Genomic DNA, 15,504 nt, shown 5'->3' on the forward strand with positions numbered 1-15,504 from the left:
AGCGGGCTTTTACTTTTCAAGCAAATTAATTAAATAATTCCTGAATTCCCCGTTTAAATCCTCTCTTTTTAGCGCAAACTCTACCGTTGCCGCAAGGTATCCCATCTTATCCCCCACATCGTATCTTTTGCCTTCAAAATTGTAAGCGTAAATAACCTCATAGTCCAAAAGCCCCTTTAGGGCATCGGTGAGCTGTATCTCCCCGCCCCTGCCGGGCTTGGTATTTTCAAGGATCTCAAATATCTTCGGGGTAATTATATACCTCCCGAGTATCGCCAGATTCGAAGGCGCCTCCTCTACTGGAGGCTTTTCCACCAAATTTTCTACTTTATAAATCCTTTCATCTATGGGCTTTGCATCTATTATCCCGTATTTTGACACATCTTCCCTTTTTACCTCCTGCACCCCTATAATGCTGCAGTTATACTTTTCATATACCTTTATCATCTGCTTTAATACCGGCACATCTGAATCTATCACATCATCTCCTAAAAGCACCGCAAAGGGTTCATTCCCTACAAAAGCCTTTGCGCAGTAAATCGCATGCCCGAGCCCCCTCGGCTCCTTTTGCCTTATGTAGTGGATATCCGCAAGGTTTGATATATCCTCAACGAGTTTTAAAAGCTCGCCGTTTCCCTTTTTCTTTAATTCCAGCTCAAGCTCCACATTTTTGTCAAAGTGGTCCTCAATTGCCCTTTTATTTCTCCCTGTTATTATCAATATCTCTTCAATCCCCGAATTTACCGCTTCCTCCACAATATACTGTATCGTGGGCTTGTCTATAATTGGAAGCATTTCCTTTGGCTGAGCCTTGGTTGCAGGCAAAAACCTGGTCCCAAGCCCCGCAGCAGGAATAACCGCTTTTTTTATCTTCACCTAAAATACCCCCTCACCTTTGATAAGATAAAATCTATCTCTTTTATCCTCATGAAAAGGATAATTATAAAATACACAGCCGCCCCGACAAAAATGGCAGATAAAAGCGAAAAAACCCCGCCCAGCATAACGTAAAATTTTATATAAAATAACCTTGCAATTACCCCCATAACTAAGGAAGCAAAAACCACCTTTAAAAAAGTATATACCATATCCTTCATTCCGTAAGGACCTATCTTCTTTTTCAAACTTAAAAACAAAAGCCCGGTGCAAAAAAGATTAGAAATACTCGTAGCAAGGGCTATACCGCTTATCCCCATAAACTTAGAAAGGGTAATATTTAATATTATATTCAAAATCACCGCATGTACCGAATTTATCATCGGGGTTCTCGTATCCTGCAGGGAATAAAAAGCCCTGGAAAGAATGGTCCCTGCACCAACCCCGGTCATCCCCAAAGAGTAAAAAAGCAATGCCCCGGAGGTTAAAACCAATGCCCTTCCATCAAAGGCTCCCCTGCCGTAAACAAGCTTTGTTATGGGAACGGAAAAAATAAAAAGCCCGACGGTGGCAGGTACCAGGAAAACATTTATCAAATTTATATTCTCCCCTATAACCCTCTTAAACCCCTTTACATCCTCCAATGCCGCCATCTTCGTAATCAAATGGTACATTACAGTAGAAATGGAATTTGCAAAAATATCCTGTATAAAGCCGTTTAACCTGTTGGCATAATTCAAAGCCGAAATACCACCCACCACTATTCCCGATGCAATGGTCCTGTCTATTAACACATTTAACTGGCCTACCGATGTACCAAGCATCACCGGTAAGGCAAGGTTTATTATCTTTTTTAAATATTCATCCTTAAAATCCAAAAAAAATCTATAAAAAAACCCCTTTTTCAATGAAAAAATAAATACCAATATAAATTGAGATGCAATGGCAAGGACGCTTCCGAAGGATAAAATATATAGATAATTTAATTTTTTACTCAAAAAAATGGATAAAATAACTAATATACTGTAAGGAAATCCCACAAGGGCAGGGATTACAAAATTTCCTTTAATCTGCAAAAAACTGCTAAAAATATACGTAAGCCCGGTAAAATAAACCCCGAATACTGCTATCCTTGTAAAAGCTACCGCCATCTTAAAAGTTTCATCTTTGAAACCCGAAGCAAAAAGCCTTACAACCAGCTCGGTAAAGGATAAAACAAATAATACCAAAACCGTAGCGATTAATATAACAAAATTTACAATGTTATTCGTAAACCTTAAGGACTCCCTTTCCCCTTTTTCCTTAATAATACTTCCCATTAAAGGAATATAGCTCGTTCCAAGGGCACCGCCCAAAAAAGAAAAAACCACCGCAGGGATGGTAAGGGATATCAAATAAGCATCGCTTATATTCGACGCCCCGTAAAAATACGACAGCACCGTTTCCCTTGCAAAACCAAGAAATTTGGATAGTATTGATATAATCATTAATATAAAGGCGGTTTTTTGCAATGGTTGACACCTCGAAGGTTAATCTATAAATTTTGTATAAATTTTATCCATTTCCTTTAATACATTTTCAATCGAATAATCCTGAATAATTTTTCTTCCCTCTACTCCCATTTTTTTTCTTAAATTTTCATCGGAAATTAACTTATTTATAGCTTCAGCAGTGGAATTCACATCATTAACCGGGACAAGAAACCCATTTATGCCATTTTTTACTAAATCTCTATTGCCTCTTACATTTGTAGCAACTACAGGCTTTCCTGCAGCCATGGCTTCCATAATGCATCTAGGGAGTCCTTCTCTATAAGACATCAAACAAAAAATATCCGAAGCAGAAAGCAATTCCGGAATATCCTTTCTATATCCTAAAAATTTAATTTTATAATCTAAGTTATTTTCACTCGCATATTTTTTTAATACTTTTTCATACTCCCCATTTCCAGCAAAAAAAACAAAAACATTATTTTTATTTATTATTTTCATCGCATCAATTAATTGTTTATGATTTTTATTTTTTATTAATTCTGCCACGGTTAAAATGCAAATGTCATCTTTATTCAATCCAAGCTTTTTCCTTGTTTCAAATCTTACCGTTTCATCTTTATAATATTTGTCCAGTTCTACCCCTACACCATGAACTTTAAAAACATTTTCTTTATTTTTTATATGTAATTTTTGAGCAATTTCATAATCTTCATCATTCATTGTAATAATTCCATCCGTCCAATAGGCTGCTATTTTCTCCATGTTATAATAAATCATCCAATTTTTAAAAGGAGCACCTTTATAAAAATGAAAACCATGAGCCGTATAAAGAACAGGCTTAGTATTCGTAATTTTAGCTGCCAGTCTTCCCAAAAATGCACCTACAGGAGTATGTACATGCACCAAAGAAAATTTATTTTTTCTCATTATCGTTTTTAATTGAGTAAGAGCCTTTATATTGCTTAGAGAATAAGGCGAACGCTCAAAATTCACATTATGTAATATAACCCCTGCTCCTTTTAATTCTTCGTGCCTCTGCCCTAATTTAGTAGCCACATGAACCTCATAACCCTTTTTCTGAAAATATTTAATAAAGGGGATATGAAAACTCACTATATGATTTTCTACGGTAGCTATGAATAAGATTTTATTCATGAAATCACCATTTTTATAATGATTTATAAAAATAATTATTACTCATTTATTCCTGGAATTTCAGTATTATGTATTTTCTCTAAAATTTCTTTTATATTATTATGTATAATTTCACATAAAGGTTGATACTTATTTTTATTAATTAAATTTTCTTTATTCAATAAACTCAGAAATACTAGAACAAAAGACTTTAGTAATGATCTTGCATATAAATATATAGTGTAATTTAACCCAATCATTTTTGGTCCATATTTTAATAATACTTTCCGTTCTGATTTATAACTTTGCAGATAAGCTTTTAAACGAACATTACCTTCAAATCTATAAAAATATAAAGGTTCTGGAATATGCGCAAAATTTGAAAATGTAAGAGTCCTTATAAATAATTCTCTATCTTCAGCCCTATGATAGTTAATATCATATAAATTATTTCGAAACCAATCTCTTTTTCCCATTATAGAGGCATGTAAAAAAGTTCCCCATTTGAATATTTTTACAATACTAAAAGGTTCCTCTTCAAGTCCTTTTACACCAATAGGTAATCCTTGTTTATTTAATATTATAGCCCCGGTATCTATTACATCTATATTAGGGTTGCTTTCTAAAAAAGCAACTTGTTTAGCTATACGCTCTGGATGCATAATATCATCTGCATCCATTCTTGCAATATATTCCCCTGAGCTAATTTGAATAATTTGATTAAGTCTCTCTATAAGTCCTTTATTTTTACCATCACTTAAAATATGTACACGGGGGTCTTTAATTTTTGATATAATGTCAATTATACCATCAGTAGATCCATCATCAATAAGAAAAAGTTCCCAATTGTTATAAGTTTGAGCAAAAACAGATCTTATAGCATCTATGATAAAATAACCTGGATTATAAAATGGAATACCAATAGTTACAAGAGGCTCACGATTATAATTTTTCATCTCTTTTCACCCTAAACCTTTGTTTTACATTAGTAATATTTATTTATAATGAATAATTTTGATGTTGTTTACCTTTTATATTAAATAGTCCATCCCTTATACCAAATAACAAAGCTTTCCAATAAGCCTTATTATTATTTGGCCTGAAAAAGATATTTTTCATTATAAAAATAATTATAGATAAAAAACTATATTTCCAGTAAATTTTTCTATTCAATATACTATTCCTTATAGAATAATAAAACTTCCAAGGAGGAGCTTCGGGGATAATAATATATTTATTTAATAATTTTTTATATTTTAACTTCCCAATAGGATGAAAGACTATACTTTCTTTTACACCAATAAATTTCCATCCTTTTTTATTCATTCTTAAGTAATATTCAGTATCATCGCAATATATAAAATAATCATTAACTGGTAGACCACATTCTAAAATGGCTTCTTTAGGGAAACAACCTCCAATAAATATTGAATAAGGATATTCCCCAAATTCTTCAAACCACTCTTCAACAGTTGTTATTACTTTTTTTCTGTTTTTTGAAATAGTAGGCCAACATATTAAATTATTGTTCTTTTTATCTACAGCAATACTACTATAAATATATTTTTTATTATCATTACTTTTAATATATTTAACGATTTCATTTAATGCATTTTTTTCTAATTCACAATCATCATCAAATACCCATATATAATCAATACCTTCGCAAATAGCTATTTTTATTCCCAAATAAAATCCATATGAACCCCCAAGGTTACATTTTAATTTAATATATTTTACTTTAAAAAATTCATATTCAACATCATTATTTGTTTCTATTAATTCATCATAGTATTTATAACCATTTTCTTTATAATTTTTTAAGAACCCCTTTTCTATTAAAAGATCTTTAGTCCCATCAGTTGAATTATTATCCACTATAATAACCAAATTTGGTTTATATGATTGCTTATTAATTGATTCTAAAAATTTTACTAATAATTCTTTTCTATTATAAGTTACAACTACAATTCCTATTTTCCCCATAAAATCCTCCATCCTAAAATATTATGTATATTAAATATACATTTTTAAAATTTAATATCTTTACTATAATTCTTTTCTGTCAGAGCCAACAAAATCCAAAAATGACGAAAATGGAGGCCATCGATAAATAACATATTTATAAGAAGAGAAATAATAATAATATAATTTATTTCTCCTCTGTAATAACTATTTTTTATATGAATATAGATTAAAAATAAAAATACTAAAAATAATATCAAACCATTTTCTACCAATATTCTTAAAAAAGTATTATGAGCAGAAGGAGTAATAATTTTTGTGTTAATTTTTTTTTGTATATCTACAGAAAGTTTTTCATAACTTCCTGGCCCATATCCTAATAGATAATTATTTTTTAATAATATTAACCCCGCTCTCCAAGAATAAAATCTTCCATAACTATCATATGTTTGTAATAAAGTATTATTTTCATTAGGCTTTAAAAAAGGAATTAATCTCCCTACATTACATTTTAAAATATAATTATTGCCCCAATTAGTAGCTATTGATATGAATATAATAATGATGAAAAATATTAAATAATATTTAATTATATCTTTTTTATTTTTATAATGAGAATTAAAAAATACCATTATTAATCCAAAAATTAGAGATAAAAAGGTAGCTCTGCTAAATGTAATAAAAATTGTTATAAAAATAATTATTGTAAAATAAAAATACTTTTTTAGTTTGTATTTTAAACTTTTTTCTATACATAGAAAAAAACTAATTAACATATATGATGCAAAAACGTTAGGATCTTTAAAAAACAATTTTATTCTACCACCAAATGTTAACAAAGAATTATTATTTATATAAGAAAACATTAATAATACATAAATTAATAATGCTAAAAAAGCATTGCATAAAGCGCTTATATTAAAATATTCTAATATTGCCTTTTTGCAATTTAAATAATTAGAAAAATATGTATAAATAATATACACTAAAAACATAAAATTAGTTATTAATAAAAATCTAAAATCTGAATTTCTTAAGTTCAATAAAAAATTTAAATTATATAATAAAATGAATATAATAAAATTTTTATTTTTCTTAACCATTTCATAAAATTTATAGAAATTATATTTATCAAATATTAGTAACAAAAATATAATCAAGAAAGTATATTCAAATAATGAGGGTTCAAAAAAAACAAAAGCCAAAGAAAATGTATTTAATAATATTAACTTTTTTAGATAAAATTCACTTATTATATTCAATTAAATCACCCAAATTAAAATTTACTTTATCATATAATCAAAAAAATCTAAAGCTCTTTTTATTATATCATCCATATCATAGTATCTATACTCCGCAAGCCTACCGATGATTATTAATTTATTAAATTTCTCTGCTTCTTCTTTGTATCTGTTATAAAGTTCTTGATTTTCTTTTGTAAATACTGGATAGTATGGTATATCTCTATTTGGCTGATAGGCTTTAGGGTATTCTTTTAATATTATTGTTTTTTCTGATTTTGTTGGGTGTATGTGTTTAAATTCTGTGATTCTTGTGAAATCGTAATCATTTGGATAGTTTACTACTGGTGCTTCCTGGTAGTATTCTTTATCAACGGTTTCAAATTTTAAATCTAAGCTTCTATAAGGTAGGTATCCATATCTAAAGTTAAATAATTCATCTATCATTCCAGTAAAAATTAGCTTTCCTTTAAACTCTATTCCTATAAAATAAATCTTTTTGGTCTCAAAGTCTATACTCAACACTTCTTTAAAATCTGTATTTAGCATAATTTTTATATTAGGGTGATTTAGCATTCTTTCAAATATCTTCGTATATCCTTCTTTAGGCACTGCTTGGTATTTATCAGTAAAATATCTATTATCTCTACTTATACAAATGGGAACTCTTGCAGTTACTTGAGGATCTAATTCTTCTGGTTTTAATTCCCATTGCTTTGCTGTATAGTTTTTAAATACCTTTTCATATATGTAATTTGCTAAAAATCTTAAATCCTGGTCTTCTTCTTTTAAAAGGTCTAAAATAGGAACTTTAGAATTATAGTTATATCTACCAAGCAATTTAATCTCCAATTTTTCAGCTAAAGTTTTTGGAAAAACCTCATAAAGAGAACTAAGATTAAAAGGTATTGGAACTTTTTTACCATCAATAAAAGCTAACACTTTATGTTGAAAAAGTTGCCAATCAGTAAAGTTTGATAAATAATTAAATACTTCTTTGTAATCAGTATGGAATAAATGAGGACCGTATTTATGAATAATTATGTTATTTTCATCTTTGTAATCATAACAATTCCCACCAATGTGGTTTCGTTTTTCTATTATTAATACATTTTGATTTAAGACATTTGCTATTCTTTCTGCTATAACAGAACCTGCAAAACCTGATCCTATTATTATATAGTTAAACAATTTTTACCCTCCTTGTAAAAAGTAAATTTATTTTAAAAAATCTTGAAGCATTGAATATCCCAATTTGAAAAAATTCTCTTTAATTATTTAATAAAAAATTTATTCGAAAAAACAATTTTATTATTAAATCTACTTTATGGCATAACTACAATTAATAAACTTTAATAATACTAAAATAAAAAATGTCTTATATAAATTAATATCTTAAGAACCATTCAATTGATAAAAAATTAGGTATTTTATATTTTTCTTTCTCTTCTCAATCCTTATAGCTTGCAGCTTCATAGGAAATCATTATTTCGTTTAACTTTTTCTCTATATCTTTAACTTCCTTTTTTACAACTCCCTCACCTAAGAGAACGGTTTTTATGGTGAGAAATATTATCTTCAAATCAAGCATTAACGAATAATTTAAAATGTAATATAAATCAAGCCTCAATTTGTTTTCAAACTCCGTATCGTAATTTCCCAAAACCTGTGCAAGGCCGGTTATCCCAGGTTTCAATAAATGCCTGTATTTGTAGAAGGGATTTTCTTTTGAAAACTTTTCTACAAACTCGGGCCTTTCGGGCCTCGGGCCTATAAGGCTCATATCCCCTTTTAACACATTTATAAGCTGGGGAAGCTCGTCTATCCTCAAGGCACGAAGTATTTTCCCTACCTTCGTAATTCTCGGGTCATCCGCTTTTGCTATTACGGGCCCGGTGTATTTTTCCGCATCCTTTATCATGGTCCTGAATTTGTAAAGTTTAAAGACCCTGCCCTTTTCCCCTACCCTCTCCTGGACGAATAAAACAGGCCCTTCGGATGTAAGTTTTATAGCCACTGCGGATAAAAGAATTAAAGGTGAGGTTATTATCAATACAGCAATTGACGACAAAATATCTATAAAACGCTTTACAATCTTCATTCCATTGGACATATTCCATCCGGGAATTTCAAAGGTTATCACATCGTCGTAGTTAGTTATTTTACTCTTTGACAGCAATAGCTCATATATACCGGGTATAACTATTATTTTTTTGCCTTCAAATGCGGCTTTCGTTATTTCTTCTCTATAATTAAACATATTTCTTGAATCCATCAATATAGCATCAGCATCTTTAATTAAATCCGAAATTGGCCCCATATTATCGCCAGTTGCAGCGTACCTGCAATCTATCCAGCTTTCGTCGATTTTTAGTAAACTATTTAATAATTTTTTCGCTTCCTCTTCTTTGCTTAAAAGTATTGCCTTTTCCGAACAGTTTAATTTTTTCAATATCCGCTGAATGACTATTTTCTCTACAAATATTGTAAAAAGCTGGAGGAAAAAGCCAAAGGCAAATACGCTCCTCGGGAAAGCAAAAGCGTGCAAAAAGTAGCTCGAAGCCATGCCTACGATGTTTACTATAATAAGGGATATGAAAAGGGATACAAAAATCTCTATCCCCTTTTTTCTTTCCAAATTAAATAGGTCGTAGGTGTAGAAAATGGCAAATCCTGAAACTAATATTACGGGAATTACTTTAAGGAATGCAGAGTAGTTTACTATCGTAAATTTATATTTGAATAGAGAAAATATTATTATGTAACTTGAAAAAATTAGGGTAATATCTAAAGTAACATTTAAATAATATATTATTTTTCTTACCAAAGATTTACTCATAAAAACATCTCCATAATTTTGTTTATTTGAAAAAAACAATCCGTTTATTATTTATACGACATAACTTCCAGTTTTCCTTCTTTATTTTTTCATTTTTTACCATTTTTCGCCGATTTTTCTTAAATTTTGATAGTTTTAAATAAAAAAATCAATATTTATAAGTTTAACCTTCTCCTATCATTTTATTGCAAAAATATAAATTTTCCTACTTGGAGATTAATGAAATTTTAAGGACTTTATGTTAAAATTTTATTTGTTGTTATTAATTGCTAATTATTTTCATTTATTTTGGGAGGGACAATAACCGTGGAAGAAGAAATAACTTTAAGAGAACTTATTGAAATCATATTAAAGCGGAAAAAAGTTTTATTATCCTTTGTCACAGTGTGTCTTATCGTCTCTATAGTTTTAAGCTTTTTTATCATCAGGCCTATCTATGAAGCGGAATGTAAGATAAACGTTTCGGGGATATACCCTGTCGTTGGTTTTCTCGGCAGCAATACCAGTTCCGTCCTTTTAAATGAAAAAACCGATAATAATTCTAATTTTCTCTTTGAAACCGACCAAATCGATAAAGATGTAACCGCAATGCTTTCATCATTAAATTCTTACCCTTATTCCTCTGTAAATAACATTAAAGAAGAAATATTAAATCCCGTTGTTATTGAAAGAACAATAAACGAATTAAAGCTTGACCCAAAAATATATTCCTATAAAACCATGAGAACCTATTTCGCCAAAAAAAGCTCTAAATATCTCCCTTTCCATAGTTTTAGGTATTATGCTGGGATTTTTTGCGGTATTCTTTGTTGAGTACTGGGAAAGTACGGATATAAATAAGAAGGAGGCACCAAAATGAAAAACTTCGTTTCGGCGGATTGGCTTTATGAAAATCTAAATAATGAGAATGTGAAGATTTTCGATGTGAGAAGCGACCTTTTTGATAAGGAATACGGAAAAAAGGCTTTTGAAGATGGTCATATTAAAAATGCCGTTTTTGTTGACTTAGAAAGGTATTTATCCGGTCCAAAAGGAAAGCACGGTGGGAGGCATCCTTTGCCGGATTTGAAGGAATTTGCAGAATGGGTTAAAAGCCTGGGAATCGGTAAGGATACCATTGTCGTGGCTTATGATGAGCAAAAGATAGCATCCGCAGCAAGGTTTTGCTTTATGCTAAGGCTCATAGGCCATGAAAAAAATTTTATCCTCGATGGCAGTATAAAAATGTGGGTAGATAAGGGATATCCTTTGGAAAAGGGAAGCGGTGAAAATGGGTATAAGGATGTATCCGATTTTTCACCCGAGTTTCATTTAGAATTGGTGGCCGATGTAAACGATGTAAGGGCGGCTATTGGAAGGGAAGATGCGGCTATAGTTGATTCCAGGATGCCCGAAAGGTATAAGGGTTTAATTGAGCCCATAGATTTTAAAAAAGGGCATATCCCTTCTGCGGTAAACTTTTTCTGGAAGGAGAACTTGAAGGAAAACGGTGAATTAAAGGATATAGAAGTACTTGAAGAAAGATTTTCATCTTTGAAGGGGAAAAAAGATATAATCGTCTACTGCGGTTCCGGAATAGATGCTACCTTTAACTTTTTCACATTGGATGAGCTTGGGATAAAATCAAGGGTTTACATAGGAAGCTTCAGCGATTGGATAACTTATGAGGAAAATGAGGTGATTGTAGAGCAATGAAAAAACCTTCGGCCTAAAGCCGAAGGTTTTTTATTTAGAATTTTTATTAATCATTGTTAATAAAATTAAGTTCCTGAAATCCTTCTACAATGGCTTCTTTCCCAGATGTTTTTAATTTAGAGACAATAAAATCTATATCACAATTGTTAAGCAATAAAGATGATAATTCAAGAACTATCGGAAGGTTAACTCCAGCTAAAACTTTTATCTTATTTTTTTTATGTTGACTAGCCAGCTTCATTGCAATATTAAATGGACTCCCCCCAAATAAATCTGCCATAACTAATATATCTTCATCGCTATTTTCGATTTCAATTTTAATTTTTTCTTCAAAACCAGATATATCGTCATTTTCACCAAAACTAATGGATTTTAGAAAATCTAATTCGCCAATTATCATTCTGGCAGCATCAACCAGACCATACGGAAAATTCCCGTGACCAATCAATATTATTTTCAAGAAAATCACACCTTTAAATTTTTTACATATTCAGTGTATTTTGCATAAACAATATCATTATTATCTTTGGGTAAATTGGTGACATTTGGTGAAACAAATGTAGGCAAGTCAATTCCCTTTTCTTTAAGTATCTTTGCTGTTTCACATAACAAAGACATCGAAATAAATATTACTGATAATGTAGAGCTAGCACCAATTTTTGCTTCCTGCCCTTCTATCTCTACAAGAGCATCTTCTAAAGGTGCACAATTATCTATAACAATATCAGCAATGTCTGCTAAGCTCTTCCCACTGGAATGTAAAGGTTTAACATGTTTATAATTATCCATTGAAGTAATTCCTATTACCTTCATTCCCTTATCTTTTGCATATAAAGCAGCCTCAATTGGGGCAGCATTTAATCCTCCATGGGAATATACAACCATCGAATCTTCCTTATAAAAATTAAAACTCTGCAAAAAATTTTTAATATATCCTTCCTGTCTTTCAATCCATAAAAGTTCTCTAGCGCCACCGGGGCCAATAACATTAAACCATATTAATCTGGGATCTACCAGTGGATGTAAACCAACATAACTCCCGTATCTTGGAAATATATCCATTACAGGTAAAGCTGAATGACCACTACCAAAGAGATGAACAAGATGGCCACTTGCAATGCTTTCAGCCATTATTTCACTTGCTTTTCTAATATTTTCACTCTCTTTTTCAATAATATTTTTAAGAATTTTCAAAGCTCTCTCTTGATACGTTTTTGCCGACATTTATAGCACTCCTTTTTTTATAAAATTTTTGCAACCACACCAATAAAAGTAACTATGAATATAAATCCCATAACCCATAAAGGAGATTTTTTCTTAATTGATAAAAGATACCAAACTAAAATTACTGTTAATAATGACAATATGCCCGGGAAAATAGAATCTAATATCTTTTGAAATTCGATTGCCATTTCACCAGAAGTATATTTAACAATTGTGGAAAGATTGACATATGATGCTGAAAGCGCACCCATTACTAATAATCCGAGTACACTTAAAGCATCTGTCAGAGCATTAATTCTACCACCCTGCATAATATCCTGGATACCCCCAAGTCCTGCATGATATCCAAATTTAAATAGATACCAAGAAACAAGGGCTATCAAGGTAGGATACAATAACGCATAAAAAATTGGTCCAATTACTCCCGCAGTTTTTGTTATCCCTATGGCGATAGCTAATAATATAGGAATTAATGTGCCCGGGATAAGTGTATCACCAATTCCCGAAAGAGGACCCATGAGCGCCACCTTAACTGTATTAATAGTATCATCATCAATTTCTGCACCATTTGCTCTCTGTTCTTCAAAAGCAGCAGTAACTCCATGTATTACACTTCCTATTTGTGGTTCTACATTAAACAATACTAAATGCCTTTTTAATGCTTTTACTTTTTCTTCTTTATTATGATATAATTCTTCAATTATCGGTAACATTGAATGGCAGAAAGCTATACCCTGCATTCTTTCTCCACTCTGTGATGAACCGTTAAAGAAAAACCATGTCAGCCATGACCTGAATAATGCTTTAGAACTTAACTTTTTGTATTCATCCATTATATGATTCACCTCCCCTAAATTTAAACCAGAATACGGACAATACAACTCCCATTACGGCAATCGCTATTATCGGAAGATTTAGATATTTTACTAACATAAATCCAAGAATAAATATGCCGAAATAACTTTTGTCTTTTATTATCATATTAAGTAATAATCCTATTCCCAGGGCAGGTAATATTCCCCCCACTACAGCCAAATAATGAGTAATAATTGGTGGTATCATGTTTAGTAAATTCTGTAAAAAGCCGTGTCCAAAATATAGAATTAAAAATGCAGGTATAAATCTCATTGCAAAGTTGACCGTTTGGGCACCAATATTCATGGCTATGATGCCTTTATCATTTCCTTCATTAGCATATTTGTCTGCCCTGTGGGCGAAATATACATTAATGACCCAGATTATATTCCAGATTGTTACACCAATCAAACCCACAGGGACTGCCAGAGTTGGTGCAATATTCGGATTAGCCTTCGATAAAATAATAAGAGCAGTGGTTAAATAACCTATATAATCTACATCAAAAGGCATCACAGCTCCTGGTGTAATAATGCCGATATACATAGCTTGAATTAAAATTCCTACTTCTAAAGCAGTTTTCATATCACCCAAAATAAAACCTACAAGCGCTGAAGCTATAAGAGGCCTACCAAGGGTATAAAATCCTCCAGTAGTTCCAAAAAACCATGGTGCCCCTATTGCTCCAAGATAAGAAAGAAGAGCTATTAAAGAAATTTTTAAAACCACAATTTTCACCCTCCTTATTTAAAATTCAGCTTCACCTTACTCCAAAAATAAATTGGAGTCTCCGGTAATAATTGAAAATCAATATTCACCCCCTTATTTTCTTCTAAATCATTCAAATAACCTACCTCCTCGTCCGTTAAGAAAATATTATGTGTAATTTCAAAAATCTTTTGATTGCTATTAATTTTTTTAGATACATTTCCAATATTTAATCTGTGAACTTTTATGCCATTATTAATTAATTCATATGCAATTTTAGGAAACCTTACTATCATCATTACGTTTTCTTTTTCGTTAATTGAATTTACGACATCTTTTACTTCTTCAGCTTTACATATGATACACTTAATATTCTTTGGTACAGCCATAGTCGCAATAGATTTCAATACAGGGTTTTTTGCAGTCTCATCATCTACTGCTACTATTAAAGTGATATCATAATGCCTTATCCATTTTGTAATAATTTGACCGTGTATCAACCTATCATCCACTCTTAATAACTTTATCATTATAACCACCTTACCCCTCTGTCTTTAAGTTTACACGTATAGAATATATATCGCCCCTCAATAACGAAACTGTAAATTCAAATGGAATCCCTTCTTGATTAAAAGTAATCCTTTTTACTAAAAACGCGGCAGTTTTTAAACCAACTGATAATTGTTCTGCAATATTTTTGTCATTAATATTTTTTGAATAATATATTTCTTCCGCTCTATACGGAACAATATCATATTTTGTTTTTATAATCTCATATAAAGAATTGCTATTTTTGAAATATTCCAGGTTAAAGTTTTTAAATAAATAACAAGGTAGATAGCTTTTTTGTATAGCTATAGGTTCACCATTTCCGATTCTTAATCTTTCAATAACCCATACATTTTTATCCGAGTCTAAATTTAATGCTTCTCCTATCTCATTGTCAGCATATTCCTTTAAAAATTTTAATATCTTAGTTTCTAGTTCTATCCCTTTCTGCTTCATTTCTTCAGTAAAACTTTGTAAACTTAAAAATCGCTGTATTTTAGGTTTTGCTACAAAAGTACCTTTCCCTTGGATTCTATACAATATTCCTTCTTGTACAAGATCTGACAATGCTTTCCTGACTGTTATAAGACTAACATTATACAATTTCTGCAGTTCATTTTCGCTTGGTATTTTTTCGTTTTCTCTATATACACCTTTTTTTATATCCTCTAATAATTCATTTTTTAATTGATAATATAAAGGTAAGGGTTTTCTTCTATTAACAGCCATGTTATCACCGCCTCGTACGTTATCATAATAATATGTTCTTATACTAAGTTATTCTACAACAATTTTAATATTCCTTCTTAAAATTTTATTTTTTTATAATTTTTTTAAATTCTACCGTATATATATTAATCTCAAAAATTTAGATAAATAAAGAGGCGGGCATCTGATAAATATGCCCACCTCTATATCGACATGC

General features: G+C 30.7%; 16 protein-coding genes. 2 read left to right on the forward strand and 14 right to left on the reverse strand.

Annotation, left to right across the window (positions count from 1 at the left end; all coding sequences use genetic code 11):
* Positions 1 to 9 precede the first annotated feature (9 nt).
* From galU to ATZ99_RS03750, 8 genes are all read right to left on the reverse strand, one after another.
* Positions 10 to 876: a UTP--glucose-1-phosphate uridylyltransferase GalU gene (galU, locus tag ATZ99_RS03715; RefSeq protein ID WP_068747901.1), complete on the reverse strand. Its 867-nt coding sequence runs from the start codon at positions 874 to 876 to the stop codon at positions 10 to 12.
* Positions 873 to 2,387, reverse strand: coding sequence for a murein biosynthesis integral membrane protein MurJ (gene murJ, locus ATZ99_RS03720; RefSeq protein ID WP_083947328.1), 1,515 nt, complete (start codon positions 2,385 to 2,387; stop codon positions 873 to 875). Before murJ ends, galU begins: the two co-directional genes overlap by 4 nt.
* 18 nt (positions 2,388 to 2,405) lie before the next feature.
* Entirely contained in the window at positions 2,406 to 3,524 is a 1,119-nt protein-coding gene (locus ATZ99_RS03725; RefSeq protein ID WP_068747902.1) for a glycosyltransferase family 4 protein, read from the reverse strand.
* Between the two features lie 38 nt (positions 3,525 to 3,562).
* Positions 3,563 to 4,459: a glycosyltransferase family 2 protein gene (locus ATZ99_RS03730; protein WP_068747903.1), complete on the reverse strand. Its 897-nt coding sequence runs from the start codon at positions 4,457 to 4,459 to the stop codon at positions 3,563 to 3,565.
* 43 nt (positions 4,460 to 4,502) lie between these two features.
* Positions 4,503 to 5,489 carry a glycosyltransferase gene (locus tag ATZ99_RS03735; RefSeq protein ID WP_068747904.1) on the reverse strand — a complete coding sequence of 329 codons (987 nt, stop codon included), beginning with the start codon at positions 5,487 to 5,489 and terminating at the stop codon, positions 4,503 to 4,505.
* A gap of 44 nt (positions 5,490 to 5,533) precedes the next feature.
* The gene (locus tag ATZ99_RS03740; protein ID WP_068747905.1) at positions 5,534 to 6,730 is read right to left on the reverse strand and encodes an O-antigen ligase family protein; all 1,197 of its coding nucleotides are present in this window, start codon (positions 6,728 to 6,730) and stop codon (positions 5,534 to 5,536) included.
* 21 nt (positions 6,731 to 6,751) lie between these two features.
* Positions 6,752 to 7,900: a UDP-galactopyranose mutase gene (gene glf / locus ATZ99_RS03745; protein WP_068747906.1), complete on the reverse strand. Its 1,149-nt coding sequence runs from the start codon at positions 7,898 to 7,900 to the stop codon at positions 6,752 to 6,754.
* 259 nt (positions 7,901 to 8,159) lie between these two features.
* Positions 8,160 to 9,548, reverse strand: a complete 1,389-nt coding sequence (locus ATZ99_RS03750; RefSeq protein WP_068747907.1) for a sugar transferase — start codon at positions 9,546 to 9,548, stop codon at positions 8,160 to 8,162.
* Between the two features lie 306 nt (positions 9,549 to 9,854).
* Here ATZ99_RS03750 and ATZ99_RS03755 point away from each other — a divergent pair, with 306 nt between their 5' ends.
* Positions 9,855 to 10,361, forward strand: coding sequence for a Wzz/FepE/Etk N-terminal domain-containing protein (locus ATZ99_RS03755; RefSeq protein ID WP_068747908.1), 507 nt, complete (start codon positions 9,855 to 9,857; stop codon positions 10,359 to 10,361).
* 42 nt (positions 10,362 to 10,403) lie between these two features.
* Positions 10,404 to 11,243: a sulfurtransferase gene (locus ATZ99_RS03760; protein WP_068747909.1), complete on the forward strand. Its 840-nt coding sequence runs from the start codon at positions 10,404 to 10,406 to the stop codon at positions 11,241 to 11,243.
* Positions 11,244 to 11,289: 46 nt separating this feature from the next.
* Here ATZ99_RS03760 and ATZ99_RS03765 read toward each other — a convergent pair whose 3' ends face one another.
* Genes ATZ99_RS03765 through ATZ99_RS03790 form a run of 6 tightly spaced genes read right to left on the reverse strand, consistent with a single transcriptional unit; the run spans position 11,290 to position 15,308 of the window.
* Positions 11,290 to 11,703: a PTS sugar transporter subunit IIA gene (locus tag ATZ99_RS03765; RefSeq protein ID WP_068747910.1), complete on the reverse strand. Its 414-nt coding sequence runs from the start codon at positions 11,701 to 11,703 to the stop codon at positions 11,290 to 11,292.
* Between the two features lie 5 nt (positions 11,704 to 11,708).
* Positions 11,709 to 12,467 carry a sugar isomerase domain-containing protein gene (locus ATZ99_RS03770; RefSeq protein WP_068747911.1) on the reverse strand — a complete coding sequence of 253 codons (759 nt, stop codon included), beginning with the start codon at positions 12,465 to 12,467 and terminating at the stop codon, positions 11,709 to 11,711.
* A gap of 17 nt (positions 12,468 to 12,484) precedes the next feature.
* Positions 12,485 to 13,300, reverse strand: coding sequence for a PTS system mannose/fructose/sorbose family transporter subunit IID (locus ATZ99_RS03775; protein WP_068747912.1), 816 nt, complete (start codon positions 13,298 to 13,300; stop codon positions 12,485 to 12,487).
* Positions 13,293 to 14,060 carry a PTS mannose/fructose/sorbose/N-acetylgalactosamine transporter subunit IIC gene (locus tag ATZ99_RS03780; protein WP_222927065.1) on the reverse strand — a complete coding sequence of 256 codons (768 nt, stop codon included), beginning with the start codon at positions 14,058 to 14,060 and terminating at the stop codon, positions 13,293 to 13,295. Before ATZ99_RS03780 ends, ATZ99_RS03775 begins: the two co-directional genes overlap by 8 nt.
* A 5-nt stretch (positions 14,061 to 14,065) precedes the next feature.
* Complete coding sequence (locus ATZ99_RS03785; protein ID WP_068747914.1) at positions 14,066 to 14,560, reverse strand: PTS sugar transporter subunit IIB; 495 nt, start codon at positions 14,558 to 14,560, stop codon at positions 14,066 to 14,068.
* Between the two features lie 10 nt (positions 14,561 to 14,570).
* Positions 14,571 to 15,308: a GntR family transcriptional regulator gene (locus ATZ99_RS03790; RefSeq protein ID WP_068747915.1), complete on the reverse strand. Its 738-nt coding sequence runs from the start codon at positions 15,306 to 15,308 to the stop codon at positions 14,571 to 14,573.
* Between the last annotated feature and the right edge of the window lie 196 nt (positions 15,309 to 15,504).

Source organism: Thermovenabulum gondwanense (assembly GCF_001601575.1).
Classification (GTDB): domain Bacteria; phylum Bacillota; class Thermosediminibacteria; order Thermosediminibacterales; family Thermosediminibacteraceae; genus Thermovenabulum; species Thermovenabulum gondwanense.

Bases quoted from the DNA above. Each gene is read 5' to 3' on its own strand.
- ATZ99_RS03725 (WP_068747902.1), bottom strand. From the start codon at position 3,524: ATGAATAAAATCTTATTCATAGCTACCGTAGAAAATCATATAGTGAGT.
- ATZ99_RS03730 (WP_068747903.1), bottom strand. From the start codon at position 4,459: ATGAAAAATTATAATCGTGAGCCTCTTGTAACTATTGGTATTCCATTT.
- ATZ99_RS03735 (WP_068747904.1), bottom strand. From the start codon at position 5,489: ATGGGGAAAATAGGAATTGTAGTTGTAACTTATAATAGAAAAGAATTA.
- ATZ99_RS03750 (WP_068747907.1), bottom strand. From the start codon at position 9,548: ATGAGTAAATCTTTGGTAAGAAAAATAATATATTATTTAAATGTTACT.
- ATZ99_RS03760 (WP_068747909.1), top strand. From the start codon at position 10,404: ATGAAAAACTTCGTTTCGGCGGATTGGCTTTATGAAAATCTAAATAAT.
- ATZ99_RS03770 (WP_068747911.1), bottom strand. From the start codon at position 12,467: ATGTCGGCAAAAACGTATCAAGAGAGAGCTTTGAAAATTCTTAAAAAT.
- ATZ99_RS03775 (WP_068747912.1), bottom strand. From the start codon at position 13,300: ATGGATGAATACAAAAAGTTAAGTTCTAAAGCATTATTCAGGTCATGG.
- ATZ99_RS03785 (WP_068747914.1), bottom strand. From the start codon at position 14,560: ATGATAAAGTTATTAAGAGTGGATGATAGGTTGATACACGGTCAAATT.
- ATZ99_RS03790 (WP_068747915.1), bottom strand. From the start codon at position 15,308: ATGGCTGTTAATAGAAGAAAACCCTTACCTTTATATTATCAATTAAAA.